Genomic DNA, 24,820 nt, shown 5'->3' with positions numbered 1-24,820 from the left:
CGTTAACTTAAAAATCGTGTCTGTTACATAATAATTACTAAATTCGCGACACATAACAAAACGATACTTTATGATGTCTTTTAACTTTAAAAAATGGAACTTAATATTAAGTTGGTTCGCTTTTTTAATTGCACTAATTACTTACACTCTAACTGTAGAACCAACTGTAAGTTATTGGGATGCTGGAGAATATATCTTAACCTCATCCAAACTACAAGTAGGTCATCCACCAGGAGCACCTTTGTTTCAGATGTTAGGAGCAGTGTTTTCCGTATTTGCTTTTAACGCCTCTCAAATAGGTTTTTTAATGAATATGATGAGTGCAGTATCTAGTGCATTTGCCATTTTATTTATGTTTTGGACCATTGTTTTATTATTAGAAAAAATAATTGGAGACCCAAAAACACTTAAAAAAGGACAACAAATAGCTATTTTAGGGAGTGCTTTTGTAGGAAGTTTAGCATTTGCATTTTCAGATTCGTTTTGGTTTAATGCTGTAGAAACAGAAGTTTATGCTATGGCAACTCTAATAATGACCATCATGTTTTATTTAGGATTACGATGGGAAAAAGACATGCATAAACCTAGAGGTAATCGTTGGTTAATACTTATTGCTTTTGTTGTTGGGTTATCTTTTGGGATTCACTTTATGGGATTATTAACTATTCCTGCAATTGGGTTGATTTACTATTTTAAAAACTACAAAGACATAACACTTAAAAATTTCATTATTGCTAATGTAGCTTCGGTTGCAGTGCTTTTATTTGTATTTAAATTAATGTTCCCTAATGTGCTACGTTATTTTAGTATGTTGGAATTGTTTTTTGTTAATCAAATTGGACTCCCTTTTAATTCTGGATCTATTATAGCTGCCATTTTATTAGCTGCAGCTTTTTATTATGGATTAAAATACACAAAAGCAAAACAACAAAACGGTTTAAATACAGGGATTTTGTGTTTACTATTTATACTAATTGGATCATCTACATGGTTAATGTTACCAATACGTGCTAATGCCAATGTTGTTATTAATGAAAATAACCCCTCTTCTGCAAGAGAGCTATTAGCCTATTATAACTTAGAGCAATACCCAGAAACACATCTGTTTTATGGACCACTATTTACAGATCAATATACTGGTTTAGATGAAAACGAACCTTATGTTGATGACAAACCTAAATATGAAAAAGACGAAGTTGCAGGTAAATACATTATTGTAAACGACTTTAAACGTGCTAAACAGAATTATAATTCTGAACAAGCTGCAATATTACCACGTATGTGGAGTGGTGAAAACGCAGAAAACTATATGTTATTTACTGGATACTTAAACTTTAATATAAAACCAGAATACCAAGATGAACAACGTTTAATACAGTCTGTATTAGACTTTAAAAACGATGTTGCCCAAGGAAGAATAGATTATGAAGATTATCATAATTTTTTAAAACAATTTGGACAGTTTATCGATATCGAAAAACCATCTTTGGCTAGCAATATTTCTTATCTTTTTGAGTACCAATTAGGTTATATGTATTGGCGTTATTTTATGTGGAATTTTACTGGTAGACAAGACGACTTACAAGGTCGTTATGACCAACATGGCAATTGGATTAGTGGTATTAATTTTATTGACAAGTGGCATTTAGGTCAATCTCAAGACAATTTACCAAGTGATGTTGCAGAAAATAAAGGTCGTAATACGTACTATTTCCTTCCGCTTATTTTAGGATTAATTGGCTTGTTTTTCCTTTTTAATAAGGATAAAAAAATGTTTTGGGTTTTATTAGTATTTTTCCTCTTTACAGGGTTAGCTATACAAGTATATACTAATGTAAGACCTTTTGAGCCTAGAGAACGTGATTACTCTGTAGTAGGTTCGTTTTACGTATTTGCACTATGGATTGGTTTAGGGGTTTATGCTATTTTTGACTTCTTAAAAAAATATGTCTCCAATAAAGTTTTAGCTCCAGTTGTTTCCCTAATTTGCTTATTACTTGTTCCAATAATTATGGTATCTCAAAACTGGGATGATCATGATAGATCAGGTAAATATACTGCATTAGCTATGGCTAAAAAGTATTTAGATTCTTGTGGAGAAAACGGTATTTTATTCTCTATTGGTGATAATGATACATTTGCTTTATGGTATGCTCAAGAAATTGAAAATTATCGTACAGATGTGCGTGTGGTTAACACTAGTCTGTTTCAAACAGATTGGTATATAGATCAGATGAAGCGTAAAGCCTATAAAAGTGACCCTATACCATCAAGTTTAACACATGATAAGTATAAACACGGAACACGAGATTATATAATGAAACGTTTAAGATACAAAGACACATTAGACATTAAAACGTTTATGAATTTTGTAACTAGTGACGACCCAAAAACTAAACTTAAGTATGCCTTACAGCAAGAAGGTGAAGATTACACTCAATACCCAAAACAGTTTTTAAACTCTAATTATTTTCCAGCAGAAAACATTAGGATTCCAGTAAATAAACAATCTGTTTTAGACCATGGAATTGTAAAGTCTAAAGACGCAAACAAAATTGAAGATTATTTAGATATAACTATTTCCGATAATGCAATCTATAAAAATCGTTTATTAATGTTGGATATTGTTGCTAACAACAATTGGGAACGTCCAATCTATTTTACAGGTGGTGCTTTTGGTAACGATGATTATATCTGGATGAAAGACTACCTACAATTAGACGGAATGGTATATAAACTAGTCCCTATTAAAACACCTGTTGCACGAGCAAACCCATTTGATATGGGACGATTAGATACAGATTTTATGTACAATAAAGTTGTAAATTGGGATTGGGGAAATAGTGGTAGCGAAAACATTTATCATGATCCAGAAACAAGACGAAACTCTATTACTTACAGAGGGAATCTTGCTCGTCTTATTGAAAACTTAATAAATGAAGACCAATTAGATAAAGCTGAAGAAATAGCTGACATTGCTATGCAAAATATGCCAGTTGATAAATTTGGTCATTATACTTTATTAGAACCTTATATTAGTGCATACTATGAGGTAGACAAAAAAGATAAGGCAAGACAATTATTTAAGGATGTTGCTACTAAATATCAAGAGACTTTAAAATATTACAGTACACTTACTAGAGATAATCAAGACGAAAACTTTACTGAAATTTTAACAGATGTAGAACGTTATAAAGCACTAGTAGATGTTTTAGTAGAATACGATAAAGAGTTTGCTAAAGACGAATCTATGACCTTTACAAATTATCTTGAGCTATTTAAACATTATTACGATAGCGAGCCAGAAGAAGAAATAAAACCAGTACCAACAGATGCTGATTTTTTACAACAGTTTGACACTGTTTTAAAAAATAATTAGATGCCTGTTTTTCCTGTAAAAACACCAAAATTAATACAATGCCTTTTTCCAAAATACCTTTGGAAAAAGGCATTTGTATCTAAAACTATTTATCTCACTTTTGACAATGGTCCAACTCCCGAAATAACACAATGGACTTTAGACCAATTAAAATTGTACAATGCCAAAGCTACTTTTTTTTGTATTGGAGATAACATTAAAAAATACCCTGATATTTTTAAATCTGTTTTAGATGAAGGTCACTCTGTTGGCAACCATACTTATAATCATTTAAAAGGATGGGAAACAAATACAGAAAAGTATATTAAAAATACAGGTGAATCTCAAAATCTAATTGAATTAAAAAGTCAAAACCTTAAAGGCGAAAATCAAAAACTATTTAGACCACCTTTTGGAAAAATAAAACGTAGTCAAGCTAAGCAACTACTTAAACAAGGCTATAAAATAGTAATGTGGAGTGTTTTATCTTACGATTGGGAACAACAAATAAGCAAGGAAAAATGTTTGCAAAATGTTATTAAAACAACTACTTCAGGAAGTATTGTAGTGTTTCATGATAGCATAAAAGCGTCCAGAAATATGCAATACGCTTTACCTAAAGTATTAGATTACTTTAGTAAAAAAGGGTATACATTTAAAGCGCTTTAAACATATTGTTGCACAATACTTATTAAAGTACTAGCATCCTGCTCTCCACTTTGCCTCCATTTCATTTCACCATCTTTATAAATAATTAGCGTAGGCAAGCCTTTAACACGTAAAGCTTCAGATAGTTCTTGATTTTTATCAACATCTATCTTAATTACTTTTGCTTTATCACCAAGCGCAGCAGCTACATCTCGTAGCACAGCATTCATGGCTTTAGACGGTTCATTCCACTCTGTAAAAAAATCCAGAAGCACAGGAATGTCGACATCAATTAATTCTCCAAATTTTGACATTTGATATTCAGTTTAGTTCAAACTTCTTACTAAAATATAACATTTACCTCAAATTAAACAATTTGCGTACCTTTTTTAAGTTCTATAACTGTTATTTCTGGCCAAATTCCTACTCGACCAGGATATGCTAAATAACCAAACCCTCTATTAACATTAATATATTGACCCTTTTCTTTATAGATACCTGCCCAATGTTTATAACGCCATTTTACTGGACTCCATTTAATCCAACCTGGTATTTCTATCCCAAACTGCATACCATGTGTATGACCACTTAATGTTAAATGATAATGACAATCATGATTAATTACTATTTCCTCCCAATGTGATGGATCATGAGACATTAAAATTTTAAAATCATTGGCATCTACATTAAACGACGCCTTATCTAAATCTCCTGCTTTTTTAAATCCACCTTTTCCCCAATTTTCTACACCAACTAAAGCTAGTCGTTGTCCGTTTTTTTCGATATACCTGTTTTCATTTAACAACAAATCAAAACCCATTTCTTTTTGAATAGTAATTAATTCGTCTAGGTTATCTTTTTTCGCTTTCGCGGAATTCCATTGCACATAATCTCCATAATCATGGTTTCCTAAGACTGAAAAAACACCATCTTTAGCGGATAATTTAGAAAATGTATCTTTCCAGTTATACATCTCAGACGCTGTATTATTAACCAAATCTCCAGTAAATAATATAACATCACCTTGTTGCTGATTTACTAAATTTACAGCATAATCTATCTTTTCTTTATTATCAAAACTACCAGAGTGTATATCGCTAATATGCGTTAACTTGTAACCATCAAACGCTTCTGGCAAATCTTCAAAATATAAAGTGTATTTTAAAACTTTATAATTATATCGTCCTTTATACATTCCGTAAAGCAAAGCAGAAAAAGGTATTGCTGCCAATCCTAAAGCAATTTGGCTTAAAAATTTACGCCTTGATGGCATTTCAAAAGCGTCTTTTGAAGTAAAAAATTTATTATAAATACTATTAAAAAATCGATAAATATCTTCGCCTAATAAAATAGGCGTAATAATTAAAGTTAAAGCTAAAAAAGCCAACATAAATCCAATAGCATAACCTCTTAACCCACTTAAAATCCGTCCCTCTTCTGGACCAGTATTAAATTGATAAAACACATTAATTATTACTAAAACAGCAATTGCTAAAAACAAATAATGTATCCAAGCAGATTTAAATACTGTTTTTATAGCTTGATAGCCATAAATAGTGAACACCACATATATAATTACAAGAATAATTATTCGAGTCATAAGTAAAATTTAATGCACAAAACTAACTATAATAAAAGCTAAATATCTTATTAAATTGTTAAACGTTAAATCACTCAAAAGACACATTTTACTATTCTTTTTATTAAATTGTAAATCAAATTTTGACAATTCATGAAATTTAGACACACTGCTATAATTATTGTTTTACTAACTATTTATTCTTGTAATGAAAAAGCTAAAAACAAAACCACTACTCAAAAAAAACAACCATTAATCTCTTACGTCAATCCATTTATTGGTACTGGTGGACATGGACATACATATCCAGGCGCAACAATGCCTTTTGGAATGATGCAACTTAGTCCTGACACACGATTAGATGGTTGGGATGGTTGCTCTGGTTATCATTATAATGATAGTTATATTTATGGTTTTTCGCACACACATTTAAGCGGAACTGGTGTGTCTGACTATGGAGACATTTTAATAATGCCAACAAATCAGCAAACTTTTAATAATGGTTCTGATGGTAAAAAAGGTTATAGAGCACCTTTTTCTCATGACAATGAAGTTGCAGAACCTGGTTACTACAAAGTACATTTAGACAGTACAAATATTGATGTGGAATTGACAGTTTCTAAACGAAGTGGTATACACAAGTATCAATTCCCTTCAGCAGATAATCAATTTGCAATTGTTGATTTAATCCATCGTGATAAAGTTTTAGATGCTAAAATTGAAAAGATTAGTGATACAGAAATTGTTGGTTACCGTTTTTCTGACGCTTGGGCAAAAGACCAACGCTTGTATTTTGTTATAAAAACGTCACATCCTTTTAATGACGTGTTACAATCTCCTCCTAAACAAGGTATGAAAGGTGCTCAAAAAATTGCCTTAAAATTTAAGAACCCAAAAAACCAACCAGTCTACATTAAAATAGGCATTAGTGCTATAGATATTGAAGGAGCAAGAAAAAACTTAAAAGGTGAAATTGGAGATCAGACCTTTGAAGAGGTCAAAAAAACAGCACAAGATTTTTGGGAAAAACAATTAGAGAAAATTGTTATTGAAGATAAAAATATAGATAACAAAACCAACTTTTACAGCTCAATGTATCATGTGGCTTTAGCACCTAATTTATACCAAGATGTAGATGGACGATATCGTGGAATGGATTTAAAAATTCACGAAGCCAAAGGTTTTGACTATTATACAGTCTTCTCGCTTTGGGACACTTATCGTGCTACACATCCATTATATACTATTATTGAACAGGACAAAACCAACGATTTTATAAATACATTTTTAGCTAAATATGACGAAGGCGGTATTATGCCAATTTGGGATTTATCTGCAAATTATACTGGTTGTATGATTGGTTATCATGCTGTTCCTGTCATTGCAGATGCTTATTTAAAAGGCATTAAAAATTATGATGTAGAGAAAGCTTTTAAAGCAATGAAACATAGTGCAACAAGAGACAAATTAGGGTTAAAAAGCTATAAACAATTTGGCTTTATTCCTGTTGAAAAAGAAAGTGAGTCTGTGTCTAAAACATTAGAATATGCCTATGACGATTGGACGATTGCGCAAATGGCAAAAGGATTAAACAAATCTGAAGATTATAAGACGTATACTGAAAGAGCGCAATATTACAAGAATATTTTTGACCCAGAAACGCAGTTTATGAGAGGTCGATTTAGAAACACATGGTTTGCTCCTTTTGATCCTTATGAAGTCAATTTTAATTACACCGAAGCTAATGCTTGGCAATACAGTTTTTATGTACCTCAAGATATTTCTGGTTTTATAGATTTATTAGGCGGTAAAGATAAATTAGAAGCTAATCTGGATAAATTATTTGTTGCCCAAGACCAAACTTCTGGACGACATCAAGTAGATATAACAGGATTAATAGGACAGTACGCACATGGTAACGAACCTAGTCATCACATGGCTTACCTCTATAATTTTGTAAATAAACCTCACAAAACGCAAGAAAAGGTTCATCAAATTTTAAATGAATTATATACTAATACACCAGACGGAATTTCAGGTAACGAAGATTGTGGTCAAATGAGTGCTTGGTACATTTTTAGTAGTCTTGGTTTTTATCCAGTTACTCCAGGGAGTAATCAATATATAATAGGGACACCTTTATTTAAAAATGCAACTATAAACCTAGAAAACGGAAAACAGTTTACAATTTCAACAGACAATTTAAGTAAGGACAATTTTTATATAGAATCTGTTACATTAAATAACAAACCACTTAACAAATCTTATCTCTCACATTCAGATATTGTTAATGGTGGAACACTTCATTTTAAAATGAGTAACCTACCTACAAATTGGGCAACACAAGACGATGAAGCTCCTAATACTGAAATTAAAGAACATTTAATAGTTACTCCTCCATTTATCACAAAAGGTGAGACTGCTTTTAATGGTTATACCAAAATTGAATTACAAAGCAACACAAAAGGTGCTTCAATTTTTTATTCAGAAAACAATTCGGACTTTAAAAAGTATGATAAACCTTTTACTATATCTGAAGCTAGTACACTAACCGTTTACTCAGAATTAAACAAAAAACAAAGTCCTGAGATTACTACTAAGTTCTTCAAAATTGATCCACATTTATCTATTCATTTAGATACACAATATGCTAACCAATACAATGGTGGTGGGAAAAATGCATTAATAGATGGTATTGTTGGTGCTGAAGATTTCCGAACTGGAACTTGGCAAGGGTATTCTGACACTGACTTAGTTGCAACTGTTGATTTAGGAAGCGAAAAAGAAATTAGATTAGTTGATATTGGTTTTTTACAAGACCAACGTTCATGGATTTTTTACCCAACTGAAATTAGATGCTTAGTGTCAACTGATGGAAAAAACTTCAAACCATTTCAAAACACAAAAAAGATTGATGCTACCAAAAAATCTGAACACGTAACTGTCAAAAACATAACATTTGAAGGTAAAAAAGAACACTATCGTTATGTTAGGATAGTAGCAAAAAAACTTGGTAAACTTCCAGAATGGCATTTAGGATATGAGCATGATGGACGAAGTTGGCTTTTTGCAGACGAAATAACAATCAAATAACATTTATAACTATATTTAGAACCACTAAAACTAACTAAATGAATAATCAAAACAACAAATCTGCATTAACAACCTTAGTCACAGTGTTTTTTTTCTGGGGATTTATAGCAGCATCAAACGGAGTTTTTATTCCGTTTTGTAAAACCTATTTTAATATTGATCAATTTCAATCGCAATTAGTCGATTTTGCATTTTATGGAGCCTATTATATTGGTGCATTATTACTTTTTATTATTTCAAGTTCTGTAAAAAAAGACATCTTAAATAATTGGGGTTATAAAAACGGAATTGTTTACGGATTACTACTCTCTGCAATTGGTGCTTTTATAATGTATCCAGCAACTGCAGGAGCAGAACAAGGACAAACTAGTGTGTTTTATTTAGTTTTAATTGCTTTATTTATTGTTGGCTTAGGGTTTTCATTACAACAAACAGCTGCAAATCCATTTGCAATTGCATTAGGCGACCCAAAAACAGGTTCACATCGTTTAAATTTAGCAGGCGGAATTAACTCTTTTGGTACAACCATTGGACCAATCGTAGTTGCACTTATCATCTTTGGTTCGACTCCATTATCTGGAGAAGAATTAAAAGCTATGATACAAACTAACGAGATAAAATTAACCACAGTTCAAGCGTTATATATTGGTGTTGGAATATTATTTTTATTAGCTGCTGCATTGTTTCATTTTTCAAAAAAATTACCTGCTTTAAAATCAGACACTGCTTTTGAGCCTGCTAATAAGGCAAAAAATATTTTAATTATTTTAACATTAATAATTATAGTTTGTTTTGGCTATATATTTACTACTTATATTGGGTTAGAGTCTGTAACAGATCAAATGTCTGAATTAGAGAAAAAAAGAATTGAATTAATAAATGCTGCTCCTGACCCTAAAAGATTAACTGCTTTAATTATGGCACTTGCAGCAGTTATAGGTTGTTTATTATTTGCTTATTCAAGTTCTTCTAAAAAACCTGAAGGTTGGGGAGCAATGAAATATCCACAACTAGTTTTAGGGATGTTAGCCATTTTTACTTACGTAGGTGTAGAAGTAACAGTTGGTAGTAATTTAGGCGAATTATTAAAAAAAGCTGTAGACGGAACAAACCTAAACGAATTAGGTTTACCGACACTTAACGATGCTCAAATAGCACCTTTTATCTCTCTATATTGGGGAGGATTAATGATTGGTCGTTGGGTTGGAGCTATTACTGTTTTTAATCCTAGTAAAGGCTTAAAAAAATGGCTACTCATAATTGTCCCTTACATTGCATTTGGAGTTATTTTACTTGTTAATTTTGGAAAATATTCTACCAATCAAATTATGTTTTTTGCTATTTGTGTTGCTGTACAAATTGGAGGTTTCTTTTTAGCAAAAGACAATCCTGTTAAGACTCTTAAAATATTTAGTTTACTTGGTGTAATTGCAATGACAATAGGTTTAATTACTACAGGAAATGTTGCGCTTTTCGCCTTTTTATCTGGAGGTTTATTTTGTTCTATTATGTGGCCTTGTATTTTTACATTAAGTATTGCTGGTTTAGGAAAATACACTTCACAAGGTTCTGCTTTTTTAATTATGATGATTCTTGGAGGAGCAATCATACCACCATTACAAGGTAAATTAGCAGATATTTTTGGTATTCAACCATCATACTTAATTGCAGTATTATGTTTTGCCTATTTATTATTCTATGCTTTCAGAACAAAATCTGTATTAGACAAACAAGGTGTAACATACTAATAATGAAAAGAAGAAAATTTTTAAAAAATGCTTCATTAACAGGAGTTGGATTAGCTGTAGGTACTTCTCTTTCTAGTTGTAATGAAAAAGCTTCAGAAAAAAACAAAGCAACACAAACTACTTCAAAAAAAGCAAGTTTACCATTAGTTATTGCTACTTGGAATGTCCCAAATGCTACAGCAAAAGCATGGGAAATACTTCAACAAGGTGGACTTGCTTTAGACGCTGTAGAACAAGGATGTAAGATAGAAGAAGCTGATGTCAAAAACCAATCTGTTGGTAAAGGAGGTTTGCCAGATCGTGATGGAAATGTAACATTAGATGCTTGTATAATGGATAAACATGGAAATTGTGGTTCTGTGGTGCATCTTCAAAACATAACACATGCTGTATCAATTGCACGTCATGTCATGGAAAACACTCCACACGTTATGCTATCTGGAAAAGGTGCAGAAAAATATGCATATGAATTAGGTTTCAAAAAAGAAAACTTACTTACAGAATCCTCAAAAAAAGCATGGGAAAAATGGAAAATAGAATCTAAATACAAACCCATTATAAATATAGAAAACCATGACACTATTGGCATGTTAGCAATAGATAAAAATGGAGACATTTCTGGAGCTTGCACGACTAGTGGGTTGGCTTATAAAATGGCTGGTCGCGTTGGTGATAGCCCAATCATTGGCTCTGGTTTATTTATCGACAATCAAATTGGTGGTTGTGTTGCTACAGGAATGGGAGAAGAAGTAGTAAAAACTGTTGGAAGCTTTTTGGTGGTCGAATTAATGAGACAAGGAAAATCACCTCAAGAAGCATGCGAAGAAGCTATTAATCGTATTGTAAGCAAACCAAATAGTGATTATAAAAATTTTCAAGTTGGCTATATAGCAGTCAATAAACAAGGCAAAACTGGTAGTTTTGCTATTCATCAATGGTTTAGCATGACTAAATTTCAAGATAATAAAAACGAAAACATACAATCTAATTTTGTAATAAAGGCCTAACAACCTGTTATCATATAAAAAAGACCAGCTACACAAAAAAACAGTTAATTCTTACAATTCTTCTTTATAATATGAGGTTTTAGACCTATTTTTAGGTCTAAATCGCTAATCATGAAAAAACTTTACTTTTTATCCCTCTTATTTTTAACAGTACAATTTGCTTTTGCCCAACCAGCAAATGACGATTGTGCAAACGCAGATTTAATAACTGTAACGACAACAGCAACAAATCATACTTTTGATATTAATACAGCTGTATTAAACAACGAAACAATTTGTGCTACCACAAACGATTTTGCAGACGTTTGGTACCAATTTACAATGCCTTTTAATGGAAACGTATATGTAAATGGTAGTTTAAGCTGGAATGGGTTTGCATTATATGATACTTGTGGTGGTACAGAAATACAATGTGGAACTACCAATGAGTTTTTTACAAATCTAACTTCTGGCACTAGTTATACTTTAAGAGTATACAGACCATCAACAACAGCATCAAACACTAGTTACCAATTTTTTAGTATCAAAGCGTTTCAATCTGCAACAAATGATGATTGTACTGCATCAGAAAATATTACTGTATCCTCAACTACTTCAACTGTAAACTTTAATATTGGAGGAGCAACCATAAATAACGAAATAGGTTGTTCTGGCGGAACTGCAACAGACTATCTGGATGTTTGGTACGATTTTACAATGCCATATAATGGAAATGTATACCTTAATGGCTCTATCAGTTGGAATAATTTTGTGCTTTATGATGCTTGTGCAGGTACAGAAATACAATGTGGTGATACAAACGAGTTTTTTACTGGTTTAACCTCTGGTACTAACTATAAATTACGTGTTTATAGAACTGTAGCAAATGCAGATAATAATTATACAAGCTTTACAGTAAAAGCAAGTGAAGCAGCAACAAATGACGATTGTACTTCAGCTGAAAACATTACTGTAACTACTACAACATCTACTAATTATTTTGAAATTTCTGGTGCTTTAATAAATAACGAATTAGGTTGCACAACTACTGCAGATTATTCTGATATTTGGTATGATTTTACAATGCCTATAAATGGTAACATATATATAGATGGAACACTTAATTGGAATAATTTTGCGTTGTATGATAGTTGTGGAGGTACACTAATAAATTGTGGAAGCGACAATATGATAACAGAAGGATTAACATCTGGTGTAACCTACAAATTACGCGTATTTAGAACACTTGCACTTACAAATAATAACAGCTATAAATCTTTTACAATACAAGCTATAGTTCCAGCAACTAATGATGATTGTGCAACTTCAGAAAACATTACAGTAACAACAACATCATCCACTATTAATTTTGATCCTAGTAGTGCATCTGTGAACAACGAATTAGGTTGTACAACAACTGGAGATTATGTAGACCTTTGGTACGATTTTACAATGCCAGTAAATGGTAATCTACATGTGGATGGAACATTAAACTGGAATAACTTTGCGTTGTATGATAGTTGTGGAGGCACACAAATAGATTGCGGTAACAATGCTTTATTTTTTGAAGGACTTACAGCAGGAACAACATATAAATTACGTGTCTTCAGGACACTTGCACTTGCATTTAGCAATAATTACAAATCGTTTACCATACAAGCTTTTGATACTGCAGTTAATGATGATTGCACGTCTTCAGAAAACATTACTGTTTCAACAACGTTATCTACAGTTGATTTTGAAATTAGTGGTGCAACAGTAAATAACGAAGAAGGTTGCTCTGGTACAACTAATAATTATTATGATATTTGGTATGACTTTACAATGCCTGTAAACGGAAATTTATATGTTGGTGGAGCTATTAGTTGGAATGGATTTGCATTATATGATGCTTGTAACGGAACACAAATAGATTGTGGTACTGGTAATAAATTGTTTTCAAATTTAACAGCTACAACAAATTATAAATTAAGAGTATTCAGGACTGTTGCCAATACTAATAACAATTACAAGTCTTTTACCATGCAAGCATTTGAAGTTATTAGTAACGACGATTGCGCAACTGCTGAGACCATATCACTTCTAGCCAACACAACAGAAACTGTAAACTTTGGTATTGCAGGTGCTTCTGTAAATAATGAAGAAGGTTGTTCTGGTGATGCACCTCTTGACTATGTTGATGTTTGGTATGACATTACTATGCCACAAGATGGTTTTTTACTTATTAATGGTGGTGTAGTCTACAATAAATTTGCACTTTATGATGCTTGTGCTGGCACACAAATAGATTGTATTGGTAGCCAAGGTAATTTTAGTGGTTTAACAAATGGTACAGCATATAAACTACGTGTATTTAGAACACAGAATCATGCAAGTGTTAACGCATACAAAAGCTTTACCGTAGAAAGTGCTTCTACTTTAAGTAGTGCTACTTTTGATTTAGAATCTTCAATCACTATGTATCCAAATCCTACTTCAGATATTATTAATATCTCTAGCTCAAACACAATTAAAAACATTGAAGTATTTGACTTTTTAGGAAAACGTATTATAAAAACTAATCAATCTCAAATAGATTTATCAAGCTTTAATTCTGGATTATATTTAGTTAAAATAAAAACAGACCAAGGAGAAATCACTAAAAAAGTGATTAAAAATTAATAGAAAAGTCGCTATTATTTTAAAAGAGGAACAGAAAAGCATAGTCTTTTTGTTCCTCTTTTTTTATAATCAAGTTTCATTGTTAACAAAATTTCAGGCAAACCTGCTTTAAGTTTTGTAAATTTGAGTTCTTTCAAACTTATAGAAATGTCAGATAACAAACGTGTCTTTTTAGTCGATGCATTCGCATTAATTTTTCGTGGCTATTATGCCTTTATAAAAAACCCAAGAATTAACTCTAAAGGTGTCGACACCTCAGCAGTTATGGGTTTTATGAATTCGCTTTTAGACGTCATTAAACGCGAAAGACCAGACCATTTAGCTGTTTGTTTTGATAAAGGAGGAAGTGCAGATCGCGTCGAGATGTTTGAAGCTTACAAAGCCAATAGAGACGAAACACCAGAAGCCATTAAAATTGCAGTGCCAATTATACAAGATATTTTAAAAGCCATGCATATTCCAATTATGGTAAAAGCAGGTTACGAGGCTGATGATGTAATTGGAACATTAGCAAAACAAGCCGAAAAAGAAGGCTACCAAACCTTTATGGTAACTCCAGATAAAGATTTTGCGCAATTAGTAAGCGAAAACATTTTTATGTACAGACCAATGTTTGGTGGTGGATACGAAACTTGGGGAATTCCAGAAGTGCAGAAAAAATTTGAAGTCACAGATCCATTACAAGTCATTGACTTTTTAGGCATGATGGGAGACGCAAGTGATAATATTCCTGGACTGCCAGGTGTTGGCGAAAAAACTGCAAAAAAGTTTTTGGCTGCTTATGGTAGTATGGAAAACTTGTTTGCTAATTCGCACGAGTTAAAAGGTAAAATGAAAGAAAAAGTAGAAGCCAATCAAGAATTGGGTTTACTATCTAAAAAACTAGCAACCATTATGCTAGATGTTCCTGTGACGTTTAATGCAAAAGATTTTGAATTAGATGCACCAGATATCCCTAAAGTAACAGAGATTTTTCAAGAGTTAGAATTTAGACGTTTAATAGATAATTTCACCAAAACATTTACGTCTGGTGCAGAAGCAACTTCAAAAGCAAGTGACATTACTTCAGAAAAAGCAGCACCAAAAGTAACACCAAAAGAAGCAGAAAGTGCTGGAGCAGGACAATTTAGTTTGTTTGGAGGTGACCCAAATTCCGCGAAAGCGACAACCGAAACCAACACCTTTGCACGTAAAACTGCCGAAACCACTTCGCATTTTTACCAAAGCATCGCACCAGGAATGGCAACCAAATTATTCATTAAAAATTTAATGAATCAAACCTCTGTTTGTTTTGATACCGAAACTACAGGCTTAAATCCATTAACTGCACAATTGGTTGGTATTGCATTTTCATGGGAAGTTGGTAAAGGGTTTTACTTGCCTTTTCCGGAAGACAAAACCGAAGCACAAGCAATTATTGAAGACTTAAGACCGTTTTTTGAGAATGAAACCATTGAAAAAATTGGTCAGAATTTAAAATACGATATTAAAGTATTGGCCAAATATAATGTACAAGTTAAAGGTCAATTGTTTGACACCATGTTAGCCCATTATTTAATTAATCCAGACATGCGTCACAACATGGATGTGTTGGCAGAAACGTACTTAAATTACACACCAATTTCTATCACAGAATTAATTGGTAAAAAAGGAAAGAATCAATTATCAATGCGTGAAGTTCCGTTGGAAAAACAAACCGAATATGCAGTAGAAGATTCTGATATTACTTTACAATTGGCAGCACATTTTGAAAAAGAATTAGGCGAAGCCAATACTAAAACATTATTTACAGATATCGAAGTGCCTTTAGTACGTGTATTAGCTGCAATGGAACTGGAAGGTATTAACTTAGATGTTCCGTTTTTAAACACACTTGCAGAAGAATTAAACAAAGACATAGACACTTTAGTTGCAAAAATCTACGAAGTTGCTGGTGAAGAATTTAATATCGCATCACCAAAGCAATTAGGAATCATTTTGTTTGAAAAACTAAAACTAGTAGACAAACCTAAAAAAACCAAAACAGGACAGTATAAAACAGGTGAAGATATTTTATCGGCTTTAGCAAAAGAGCACGAGATTATTAGAGATATTTTAGAGTATCGTGGTTTAGCAAAACTAAAAAGCACGTATGTAGATGCGTTACCACTTCAGGTAGAAGAAGCAACAGGACGTGTGCACACAGACTATATGCAAACCGTTGCTGCAACAGGACGTTTAAGTAGTAACAATCCTAACTTACAGAATATTCCAATACGTACAGAACGTGGACGTCAAGTGCGTAAAGCCTTTATACCACGTAATGACGACTATACGTTACTTGCAGCCGATTATAGCCAAATAGAACTGCGTATAATTGCAGCTTTAAGCCAAGAGGAAACCATGATTGAAGCCTTTAAAAATGGCGAAGATATTCATTCCTCTACAGCATCTAAAGTCTTTAATGTGCCTTTAAACGAAGTCACAAGAGAGCAACGTAGTAATGCCAAAACCGTAAACTTTGGGATTATTTATGGTGTGTCTGCTTTTGGATTAAGTAACCAAACCGATTTATCGCGTGGCGAAGCCAAAGAGCTAATTGATACCTATTACGAAACCTATCCAAAGCTTAAAAAATACATGAGCGAACAAGTCGATTTTGCGCGTGATAATGGGTATGTAAAAACTGTTTTAGACCGAAGACGTTATCTAAAAGATATAAATAGTGCAAACGCTATTGTACGTGGTGCTGCAGAGCGTAATGCGGTTAATGCACCAATACAAGGTAGTGCTGCCGACATTATTAAAATCGCCATGATTAATATATATAACAAACTTGAAGCTGGTAATTATAAAACCAAAATGTTGTTGCAAGTCCATGATGAATTGGTTTTTGATGTCTACAAACCAGAGCTTGAAGAGATGAAAACCTTGATTAAAACTGAAATGGAAAATGCTTTTAAAATGGATGTGCCTTTAGATGTGGAGTTGGATACTGGTTTAAATTGGTTGGAGGCGCATTAATTAAAAAAGAATATATTTGATATATGTCAGAACAAGAACTTTTAGCAATAGTTACAGAGTATTTTAAAGAGAAGATTTTTGAAAACCATAAAATCAATGTATTAAAAACGCATTCTAAACTTAAATCTTACAAAATAAATCCAATCATAGTTAAATACTTATCTAAAATTCTTGAAGATAATTTCACACCACTCGGCATTACTAAGGCCTTATACTATCCTCGGGTTTTAGGAACTTCTATAAACACTTCTTTTGGTACTAGAATACAGAATATGTTTATAAATCTAAATTTAGCGACTGGTTCTTTAATTAAAGGAATGGATATTGAATTTATTGACAAAATTGATAATCGAAAAAAATGGTGTCAATTAAAATCTGGCCCAAATACAATTAACTCTGAAGATGTAAATCCTCTATTAAAAAAATTCACCACTGTAACTAACCTAGCAAGAACTAATTCAATGAACATGAATAATTCTGATTTAATTTTGGGTGTTTTATATGGTGAAGAAAAACAACTTAGCCAACATTACAAAAAAATAAATACACAATTTCCTGTTATTATTGGTAAAGATTTTTGGCATAGAATTACTGGGTTTTCTGAATTTTATCCAAAGCTAGTAATTGAATTAGATTCTGTTATCAACTCATTTGAGACAGAAGGTTTTTTTAAAGAAGGGTTTGAGCTACTTTTAAAAGAAGTTGAATCTTCTAATTTATTTGATTTTGAATAATATTTATTCAAAAACTTAATAATCGAATAACCAATTTCTTTACCCAAATTACATGGGACAGCATTTCCTATTTGTTTATATTGTTGAGAAACAGAACCCATAAATTTCCAGTCGTCTGGAAAGGTTTGTATTCGAGCATACTCACGAACAGTGAAAGGTCTTGTTTCATCTGGATGGCATCTTTCAGTTTGTTTTTGTGCAGGACTACAAGTTAAAGTTAAACTTGGCTCATCCCAACCAATACGTCGAGCCATTCCTGTTTTCCCTCCACCTAAATAAAAGCTTTTTCCCATATATTCCTTTTGTAAGTCTAATGGTAAATCTCTCCAATACCCTTTTGGTGGCACTAAATCTAAAACTACTTTTTTATGTTCAGGATATTTTGAGCCTTCAGATTTTGGAACATCAGAATCGTAAAGCTTTCCTTTCTTTAATGCATCAGATAAATTATAGATAGTTTGATACGGTTTTGGATATTCATATTTAATATCAATATCTTTTCTAATACCAACCAAAATTATACGTTCGCGCTTTTGTGGTACTTTGTAGTTAATAGCTTTTAAAACCTCAACAGGAACAACATTGTAACCAATCTCGTCAAGAATTGATAACATTCCTTTTAGTGTTTCTCCTTTTTCGTGAGAGCGCAAACCTTTTACATTTTCACCAATACAAATTGGAGGATTGACTTCTTTTACAGCACGAGCAAATTCATAAAACAAAGTCCCTCTCGCATCTTCTAATCCTAATTTTTTTCCTGCATAACTAAAAGCTTGACAAGGGAAACCACCTGTAACAATATCTACTTCTCCATTAAATTTTTCAAAATTAAAAGATTTAATATCGCCTTCTAATACATTCCAATTTGGTCTATTTTCTCTAAGTGTTTGGCAAGCCCATTTATCTATTTCGTTTAAAGCAGCACATTTAATTCCTGCTTTTTCAAGCCCTATTGCTAATCCACCAGCTCCAGCAAATAGCTCTAAAACTTTAAATTCTTTAAGTGGTTTTTCAGAATTATCAACGACTTCATCAAGATTATCAAATAATGGTTTTATCAAATTATTGATATCTTCTTTTTTGTATATTCGATACTTGCTTATTGGTTCTCTCAAAGCCTCAAGAGTGCCATTTTTATCCCATCTTCGTAAAGTATCAGTAGTTTTACCTAATAAATTAGCAGCTTCCGAAATAGAATAATATTTTTTTATAACCATATTATACAACCTTATGTATTGGTTACAAATTTATGAAATTATTTTCGAACTATTTGAAGTCTTTTGATTTATTTTTTTATTCTAAAATTTTACAGCAGAGAATAGAAAATCAATCTGAAACATCTAAAGATTTATCTGATATTGAATCCTCTTATTTCTAATGATAGATTCTAACTCATCCATTTTAAGCAAACTACAAGACAAAGAATCTGGGTGTAAAGAAATAAAGCAAAACCTGAATCTTTCTCCAACTAATTTTGCAAAATTAAATTCATTCTCTGTAGCTCCAAAGAAAAATCCCTTTGGATTTTCGGGTAGAAACTTTTTAGTTGTCTTTATCTCAATGAATTGGATTTCATCCAAATGTGTTTCAATATAATCTTCTTTCAATTTTACACCTTCTAATTTAGGTATGAAAATCATATCAAAAGATTGCTTAAAACTATATGGCAGTTCAAGAATATCAAGCAATGCTTTTTTCATTGGTAAATCAATCTGAAAAAAACCAGTTTGCTCTTCTAACATATACCTAATTCCTTCTTTCTCTGTAACATTATTAGATAATGTCAACTTAAAACTATGAGCTCTTGACATTATTCTTTAGTTTTTAATTGATAATCATTAAAACTTAGTTTCGGGTTTTGATTTTTAAAATTCAGTAAATCCGAAATCTCCATTTCAAAAGCTTTTGAAAAGACTGCAATATTAGTTAGTGAAATATTACGTTCACCTCTTTCAATCATTCCAATGTATGTTCTATGAAAGCCTGTTTTAAAAGATAGTTTCTCTTGACTTAGCTTGTTGTCAAGTCTTAGCTCTCGAATTCTTTGCCCAAATTCTTTAAGAATAAATTTATTTACCATTAGTCGAAACTATACTTATTGTATGCAATTATCAACATACAATAAGTATCATTTTACTATATTTGAGACTAAATTTAAAATCAATTTTAATGATTTGGTATGCAAGAAAATCAAGTGATGATGGAAAAGGAATGAATAAAGGAATCCTTTTTAATGAAGGTGGACATTATTCACGAACTGAAGAACATGCAAAGAAATATGTAGAATCTTTTGGATTGGTTTGGGAAGAAGAACTAAAAACCATTAACACAAAAGGCGAATGGTTTTACTTTACCGATTGGGAAGAACTAGACAATGAAGAGTTTTATGATTTTGACGGAAATGCACATAAGCTTTGCCACAACTGCAAAGGAGTAATTCAAGTAATAGAAAAATTAAATTATTGTAAAAAATGTGGAATGTCTTCCTAACATTCTAAGCATTCTCCAAAACCCACAAATCAACCAATTCCTCAGCTCTCCAATCCTCACGTTTCGTTTTACTAGAACCAGCTTTCACTTTACGTGTTAAACAAGTTTCCAATTTAAAACGTCCACCTTCAGCAAGTTCTTTTTCTATTGGATGTGTTGTTGTAGCATTAGTAATTGTGGCTAAATTGGAGAATATTATAACCAACTTACCATCTGGTAATAGTCTTTTTTTAGCTTCGGCAAAAAACTCTGGAAACAGCGTATCGTTATAATAAATAGCTTCGTCATTTTTATCTAAATCGTGTGCAGCAGGTAACCAAGGTGGATTAAAAACAATCAATTCGGTTTGTTTTTCAAACTTACCAAAAAGAGACGCAAAATCTAGTTCTATTTTTCGAGACATTTTAGTCTCTCCCATAGTCTCTGTTAATCCAACAATAGCATTTGGATTGGTATCTGTACCAAACACTTTTTGAAAACCATGTTTTACCATTTGAAAAGACAACACACCAGAACCAATACCAACATCTATTGCAGATTTTTTTGGTCCTTGGTAACGTTTTAACCAATTGTCAAACAGTATTAAATGATCAAATCTGGTTGGAAAATACACACCATAAAAAGGGTGTATTTTGTTTCGTAATACAGGAAGCGTAATTCCGTTTTTGTACCATTGCCAAGCACTATTTAATCCTTGTACTTTAGTAAATGGTAATAAAAAATTGTTGTCTTCTGGATACAATTTCTCTAACCAACCAATTGCAGGTGCTTTTTTTACTGCCAGCTCATGATTTGTAACCTTTATATAAATAAGCTTAGATAGCTTTTTGTAAGCCAATCGATACTCACGTTGCTCTTTAAACGTTTTGCTAGGCATATTCTTTTTAAGATGCTTTTGCAGCTCGTTAAGCAACTCTAAACCATTACTAAAATACTCGGTAATTTGTATTGGCTTAACAGCTTCTATACCTTTAATGGCACGACTAACATTTATAGATCTATTATATTGTGGTAAGGGTTGTTCTGGAAAAAACGGTTCTGGCTTGTTTACACGTATATCTGTATTCACGTTTATTTTGAATTAAAACGGATTGCAGAGTAATGACGTTAGCAAGTCGTAAGATTAAATTTACTACTAAATAGTTATTGACTAGTAAACAGGCATTAAGTTGACCACTAGTGTTTTATTAATTAAAATAAAACTTATCGTCGCTTCTTCTTAGATTTAAAAGTAGCCTTGTTTTTACGTTTATTAAAAGGTACAGCATCATTAAAGGTGTTTTTAGCCTCACCTTTTGGTTTGTTTTTACGCCATTTTTCATCCTTTTTAGGCAACAAAACATCTAATAAATCTTGACGACCTAATTTATTTAAGGTCTTTTTTATCCAAGCTTTGTTTTCGTCTTTATACCAGAAAAAGAAACGATGTTGCTCGTCTTTCTCTTTACGTGTAATTGGTGTATTTACTTTTTTAAGCGTGTATGGATGGTAACCACTGTAATAAATTACAGTAGCAACTGTCATTGGTGTTGGCGTAAAACCTTGTACTTGCTCTAACTGAAAACCCATATCTTTGGTTTCGGCTGCTAGGTTAGCCATATCTTCGACTTCGCACGCTGGATGATTAGAAATAAAATATGGGATTAATTGAAGCTTTAATTTTTTAGCTACATTAATCTTATCAAAACGTTCTTTAAACTTATGGAAGTATTTAAACGATGGTTTACGCATCAGTTTTAAAACAGGATCACTGGTATGTTCTGGAGCTACTTTTAGTCGTCCAGACACGTGCTTAGTCATCACTTCCTCAGTATAAGCATCCAACTCTTTTGGATCTGCATTTTTATTAAATTCTGGCACTAACATATCATGCCTAATTCCAGAACCAATAAACGATTTTTTAACCTTTGGATGTTTATCAACCGCTTGGTATAATTCGGTTAACGGTTTATGCGATGTATCTAAATTACTACATATTACTGGAGAGATACAACTTGGTGCAACACACTTATCGCAAATAGATTGTACTTTACCTTTCATTTGATACATGTTAGCACTTGGTCCTCCAATATCGCTTAAATAGCCTTTAAAATCTGGCATATTTGCAACAGTATCTACTTCTTTTAAAATAGATTCTTGACTACGTGATGCAATAAATTTTCCTTGGTGTGCAGAAATAGTACAAAAACTACAACCACCAAAACATCCTCTGTGAATGTTGATGGAAAACTTAATCATCTCAAACGCAGGAATTGGTCCACGCTTATTATATTTTGGGTGTGGTAATCTTGTATATGGTAAGTCGAAAGATGCATCAATTTCTGCTTCTGTCATGGTTGGATAAGGCGGATTTATCATCAGCATCTTATCTCCTACTTTCTGAAAAATTCGTCTTGCAGCTAATTTGTTTGATTCTTGCTCAATCGTTTTAAAGTTAGAGGCAAACTTCTTCTTATCCTTTAAACAGACTTCATGAGATTGTATTTCTACATCTTCCCAATTAGCATTTTTAGGAACTCTAGCCTCTTTATTTAATAAAACTGCTGTTTGTTTTATGGTTGTTATACTACTAAAAGGCACACCTTTTTGTAGTAATCGAACCACTTCGCGCAAGGGTTGTTCTCCCATTCCATACACCAACATATCTGCTTTAGAGGTTTCTAAAATAGTTGGTAATAATTGATCACTCCAATAATCATAATGTGTTACACGACGCAAAGAGGCTTCAATACCTCCAAGTAAAACTGGTGTGTCTGGCCATTTTTCTTTTAAAATTTTAGAATATACAGACGTTGCGTAATCAGGTCTAAAACCAATATCTCCATTTGGAGTATAAGCATCTTTATCGCGACGTTTTTTATTAGCATTATAATTACTAATCATAGGATCCATACAACCACCTGTAACACCAAAAAATAATTTTGGAGCACCTAGCTTTACAAAATCCTGAAGATTATCGTTAACATTGGGTTGTGGCACAATAGCAACACGCAATCCCATACTTTCTAACATACGACCTATTACAGCAGGTCCAAAGGTTGGATGATCCACATAGGCATCACCACTAAACAGGATAACATCTAGCGCTTCCCATCCACGTATTTTAACCTCTTTGTTTGTGGTAGGTAACCAATCTGAAAGTTTTAAGTCTTGCATATTGTGGCAAAAATAGACAAAAAAAGTTGCTTAAGTACTACGTTTAAAGGCAATACTATTCTATTTGTATTAACCTATTACGCTTTTTTAGTATAAAAAATAATATATACGTTAGTTCGAGTGATTTTGAGGTACGAAAAATAGTATCGAGAACTTTTTTTAAAAACTCTTATTCTCGATACAAATTTTACTCATTTTTAATCGTAAAATTCACTCGAATTGACGAGTTTTCATCAAAAAGCATAACGTGTTAAACTTAAACCTTAACGTCTAATGCATCACGTAAGGCATTACCAATTAGCATAAAAGCCATTACTAAAAGCATAATGCATAAACCTGGTAAAATAGCTAAATACGGTTTGCCTAAAATAATATAATTGTAATGGTCTTTAATCATTGCTCCCCAACTAGCCATAGGTGGTTGCGCACCAATCCCTAAAAAACTTAATCCAGATTCTATCAATATTGCTCCAGCAAAATTTGCTGCGCAAATCACAATAACTGGAGCCATAATATTTGGTAAAATGTGTTTGGCTATAATCCTATAATCGCTAAAACCTAATGCTCTTGCAGCAGTAACATATTGCATTTGTTTTGCGCTTATTAACTGTCCTCTAACTACTCTTGCAACCTCAACCCACATGGTTAGACCTACTGCAATAAAGACTTGCCAAAAACCTTTACCTAATGCTAAAGTTATTGCTATTACTAGAAGTAATGTTGGAATAGACCACGTTACATTAATTATCCACATGATAAAAGCATCTACTCTTCCACCATAATAACCTGCAATGCTTCCCATAAAAACACCAATAATTAACGAAATAAATACAGCTACAAAACCTATAAAAAACGAAATACGTGCACCAACTAATAAACGACTAAGTAAATCGCGTCCATATTTATCTGTTCCTAAATAAAAGGTGACATTATTAATGTATTGTTTTGCCGAATTCTGCATGATAAAATCTGCAGCAATGGTTTTTGAAACACCTTCTAATCCATCTGAAGCATACTCTGTATATGTTAATTGGTTATTATCATCAAAACTATAACTAGAAATTGGGATTTCTGTATCAGTGTTTTTTTTTCCGAAAAACACACGATTAAAAAACGATTGATCGTTTTTAATCTGAGATGGTATAGTTAACATATCCACATTAAATCCTGGAGATTTTGAGTGAATAGACACATGCATTTGATTAGCATTTTGCGAGTCATCTGGTGCAAAGACATAAGCAAATACAGATATTAAACCAACCAAAGCAATAAAACACAAACTAAAAACGCCCCAAAAGTTTTTTTTAAACTTTTGAAGCGCTAATTGTGATAATGAGTTTGTTTGTATAGCCATCTTTTTTTTT

Annotated in this window: 16 protein-coding genes and 1 pseudogene; 9 read left to right on the top strand and 8 right to left on the bottom strand. The window is 32.3% G+C overall.

Annotation, left to right across the window (positions count from 1 at the left end; all coding sequences use genetic code 11):
- Positions 1-70 precede the first annotated feature (70 nt).
- Together SJY17_RS06620 and SJY17_RS06615 are read left to right on the top strand one after the other, a co-directional pair.
- A complete protein-coding gene (locus SJY17_RS06620; protein WP_397364711.1) occupies positions 71-3,379 on the top strand; it encodes a DUF2723 domain-containing protein in 3,309 nt (1,102 codons plus the stop codon).
- Positions 3,380-4,027 (top strand): polysaccharide deacetylase family protein, encoded by a 648-nt coding sequence (locus SJY17_RS06615; protein WP_397364710.1) that lies wholly within the window; start codon positions 3,380-3,382, stop codon positions 4,025-4,027.
- Here the strand turns inward: SJY17_RS06615 and SJY17_RS06610 are convergent.
- Both SJY17_RS06610 and SJY17_RS06605 read right to left on the bottom strand, forming a co-directional pair.
- Positions 4,024-4,320: a thioredoxin family protein gene (locus SJY17_RS06610; protein ID WP_397364709.1), complete on the bottom strand. Its 297-nt coding sequence runs from the start codon at positions 4,318-4,320 to the stop codon at positions 4,024-4,026. The genes SJY17_RS06615 and SJY17_RS06610 overlap by 4 nt on opposite strands.
- Positions 4,321-4,373: 53 nt before the next feature.
- On the bottom strand, positions 4,374-5,606 hold the full coding sequence (locus SJY17_RS06605) for a metallophosphoesterase (protein WP_397364708.1): 1,233 nt from the start codon (positions 5,604-5,606) through the stop codon (positions 4,374-4,376).
- A 132-nt stretch (positions 5,607-5,738) separates the two neighbouring features.
- On the opposite strand from SJY17_RS06605, the gene SJY17_RS06600 reads away from it, so the two are divergent.
- The 6 genes and pseudogenes from SJY17_RS06600 to SJY17_RS06575 all read left to right on the top strand — a co-directional run.
- Positions 5,739-8,678: a GH92 family glycosyl hydrolase gene (locus tag SJY17_RS06600; RefSeq protein WP_397364707.1), complete on the top strand. Its 2,940-nt coding sequence runs from the start codon at positions 5,739-5,741 to the stop codon at positions 8,676-8,678.
- A gap of 38 nt (positions 8,679-8,716) precedes the next feature.
- On the top strand, positions 8,717-10,426 hold the full coding sequence (locus tag SJY17_RS06595; protein ID WP_397364706.1) for an MFS transporter: 1,710 nt from the start codon (positions 8,717-8,719) through the stop codon (positions 10,424-10,426).
- A gap of 2 nt (positions 10,427-10,428) precedes the next feature.
- Entirely contained in the window at positions 10,429-11,433 is a 1,005-nt protein-coding gene (locus tag SJY17_RS06590; protein ID WP_397364705.1) for an isoaspartyl peptidase/L-asparaginase family protein, read from the top strand.
- Between the two features lie 111 nt (positions 11,434-11,544).
- Positions 11,545-14,073, top strand: a complete 2,529-nt coding sequence (locus SJY17_RS06585; RefSeq protein WP_397364704.1) for a T9SS type A sorting domain-containing protein — start codon at positions 11,545-11,547, stop codon at positions 14,071-14,073.
- Between the two features lie 147 nt (positions 14,074-14,220).
- Positions 14,221-17,076, top strand: a complete 2,856-nt coding sequence (gene polA, locus SJY17_RS06580) for a DNA polymerase I (protein ID WP_397364703.1) — start codon at positions 14,221-14,223, stop codon at positions 17,074-17,076.
- Positions 17,077-17,099: 23 nt separating this feature from the next.
- Positions 17,100-17,657, top strand: a pseudogene (locus SJY17_RS06575) (PmeII family type II restriction endonuclease); the annotation flags it as partial.
- Between the two features lie 26 nt (positions 17,658-17,683).
- Here SJY17_RS06575 and dcm read toward each other — a convergent pair.
- The 3 genes from dcm to SJY17_RS06560 all read right to left on the bottom strand — a co-directional run bounded on the left by dcm (position 17,684) and on the right by SJY17_RS06560 (position 19,890).
- Positions 17,684-19,027, bottom strand: a complete 1,344-nt coding sequence (gene dcm / locus SJY17_RS06570) for a DNA (cytosine-5-)-methyltransferase (protein ID WP_397364702.1) — start codon at positions 19,025-19,027, stop codon at positions 17,684-17,686.
- A 123-nt stretch (positions 19,028-19,150) separates the two neighbouring features.
- Positions 19,151-19,621 (bottom strand): hypothetical protein, encoded by a 471-nt coding sequence (locus tag SJY17_RS06565; RefSeq protein ID WP_397364700.1) that lies wholly within the window; start codon positions 19,619-19,621, stop codon positions 19,151-19,153.
- Positions 19,621-19,890: a helix-turn-helix domain-containing protein gene (locus tag SJY17_RS06560; RefSeq protein WP_397364699.1), complete on the bottom strand. Its 270-nt coding sequence runs from the start codon at positions 19,888-19,890 to the stop codon at positions 19,621-19,623. Before SJY17_RS06560 ends, SJY17_RS06565 begins: the two co-directional genes overlap by 1 nt.
- An 89-nt stretch (positions 19,891-19,979) precedes the next feature.
- On the opposite strand from SJY17_RS06560, the gene SJY17_RS06555 reads away from it, so the two are divergent.
- Complete coding sequence (locus SJY17_RS06555) at positions 19,980-20,300, top strand: hypothetical protein (RefSeq protein ID WP_397364698.1); 321 nt, start codon at positions 19,980-19,982, stop codon at positions 20,298-20,300.
- A gap of 4 nt (positions 20,301-20,304) precedes the next feature.
- Here SJY17_RS06555 and SJY17_RS06550 read toward each other — a convergent pair whose 3' ends face one another.
- From SJY17_RS06550 to SJY17_RS06540, 3 genes are all read right to left on the bottom strand, one after another.
- On the bottom strand, positions 20,305-21,369 hold the full coding sequence (locus SJY17_RS06550) for a methyltransferase (protein ID WP_397364697.1): 1,065 nt from the start codon (positions 21,367-21,369) through the stop codon (positions 20,305-20,307).
- 134 nt (positions 21,370-21,503) lie between these two features.
- Positions 21,504-23,456: a YgiQ family radical SAM protein gene (locus SJY17_RS06545; protein ID WP_397364696.1), complete on the bottom strand. Its 1,953-nt coding sequence runs from the start codon at positions 23,454-23,456 to the stop codon at positions 21,504-21,506.
- Positions 23,457-23,712: 256 nt separating this feature from the next.
- Positions 23,713-24,810, bottom strand: a complete 1,098-nt coding sequence (locus tag SJY17_RS06540; protein ID WP_397364695.1) for an ABC transporter permease — start codon at positions 24,808-24,810, stop codon at positions 23,713-23,715.
- Positions 24,811-24,820: the final 10 nt, after the last annotated feature.

Source organism: Olleya sp. R77988 (genome assembly GCF_044594215.1).
In the GTDB taxonomy this organism is placed as follows: Bacteria; Bacteroidota; Bacteroidia; order Flavobacteriales; family Flavobacteriaceae; genus Olleya.
Note: the sequence above shows the minus strand (reverse complement) of the source record. Positions and strands in the feature narration are given on the sequence as shown.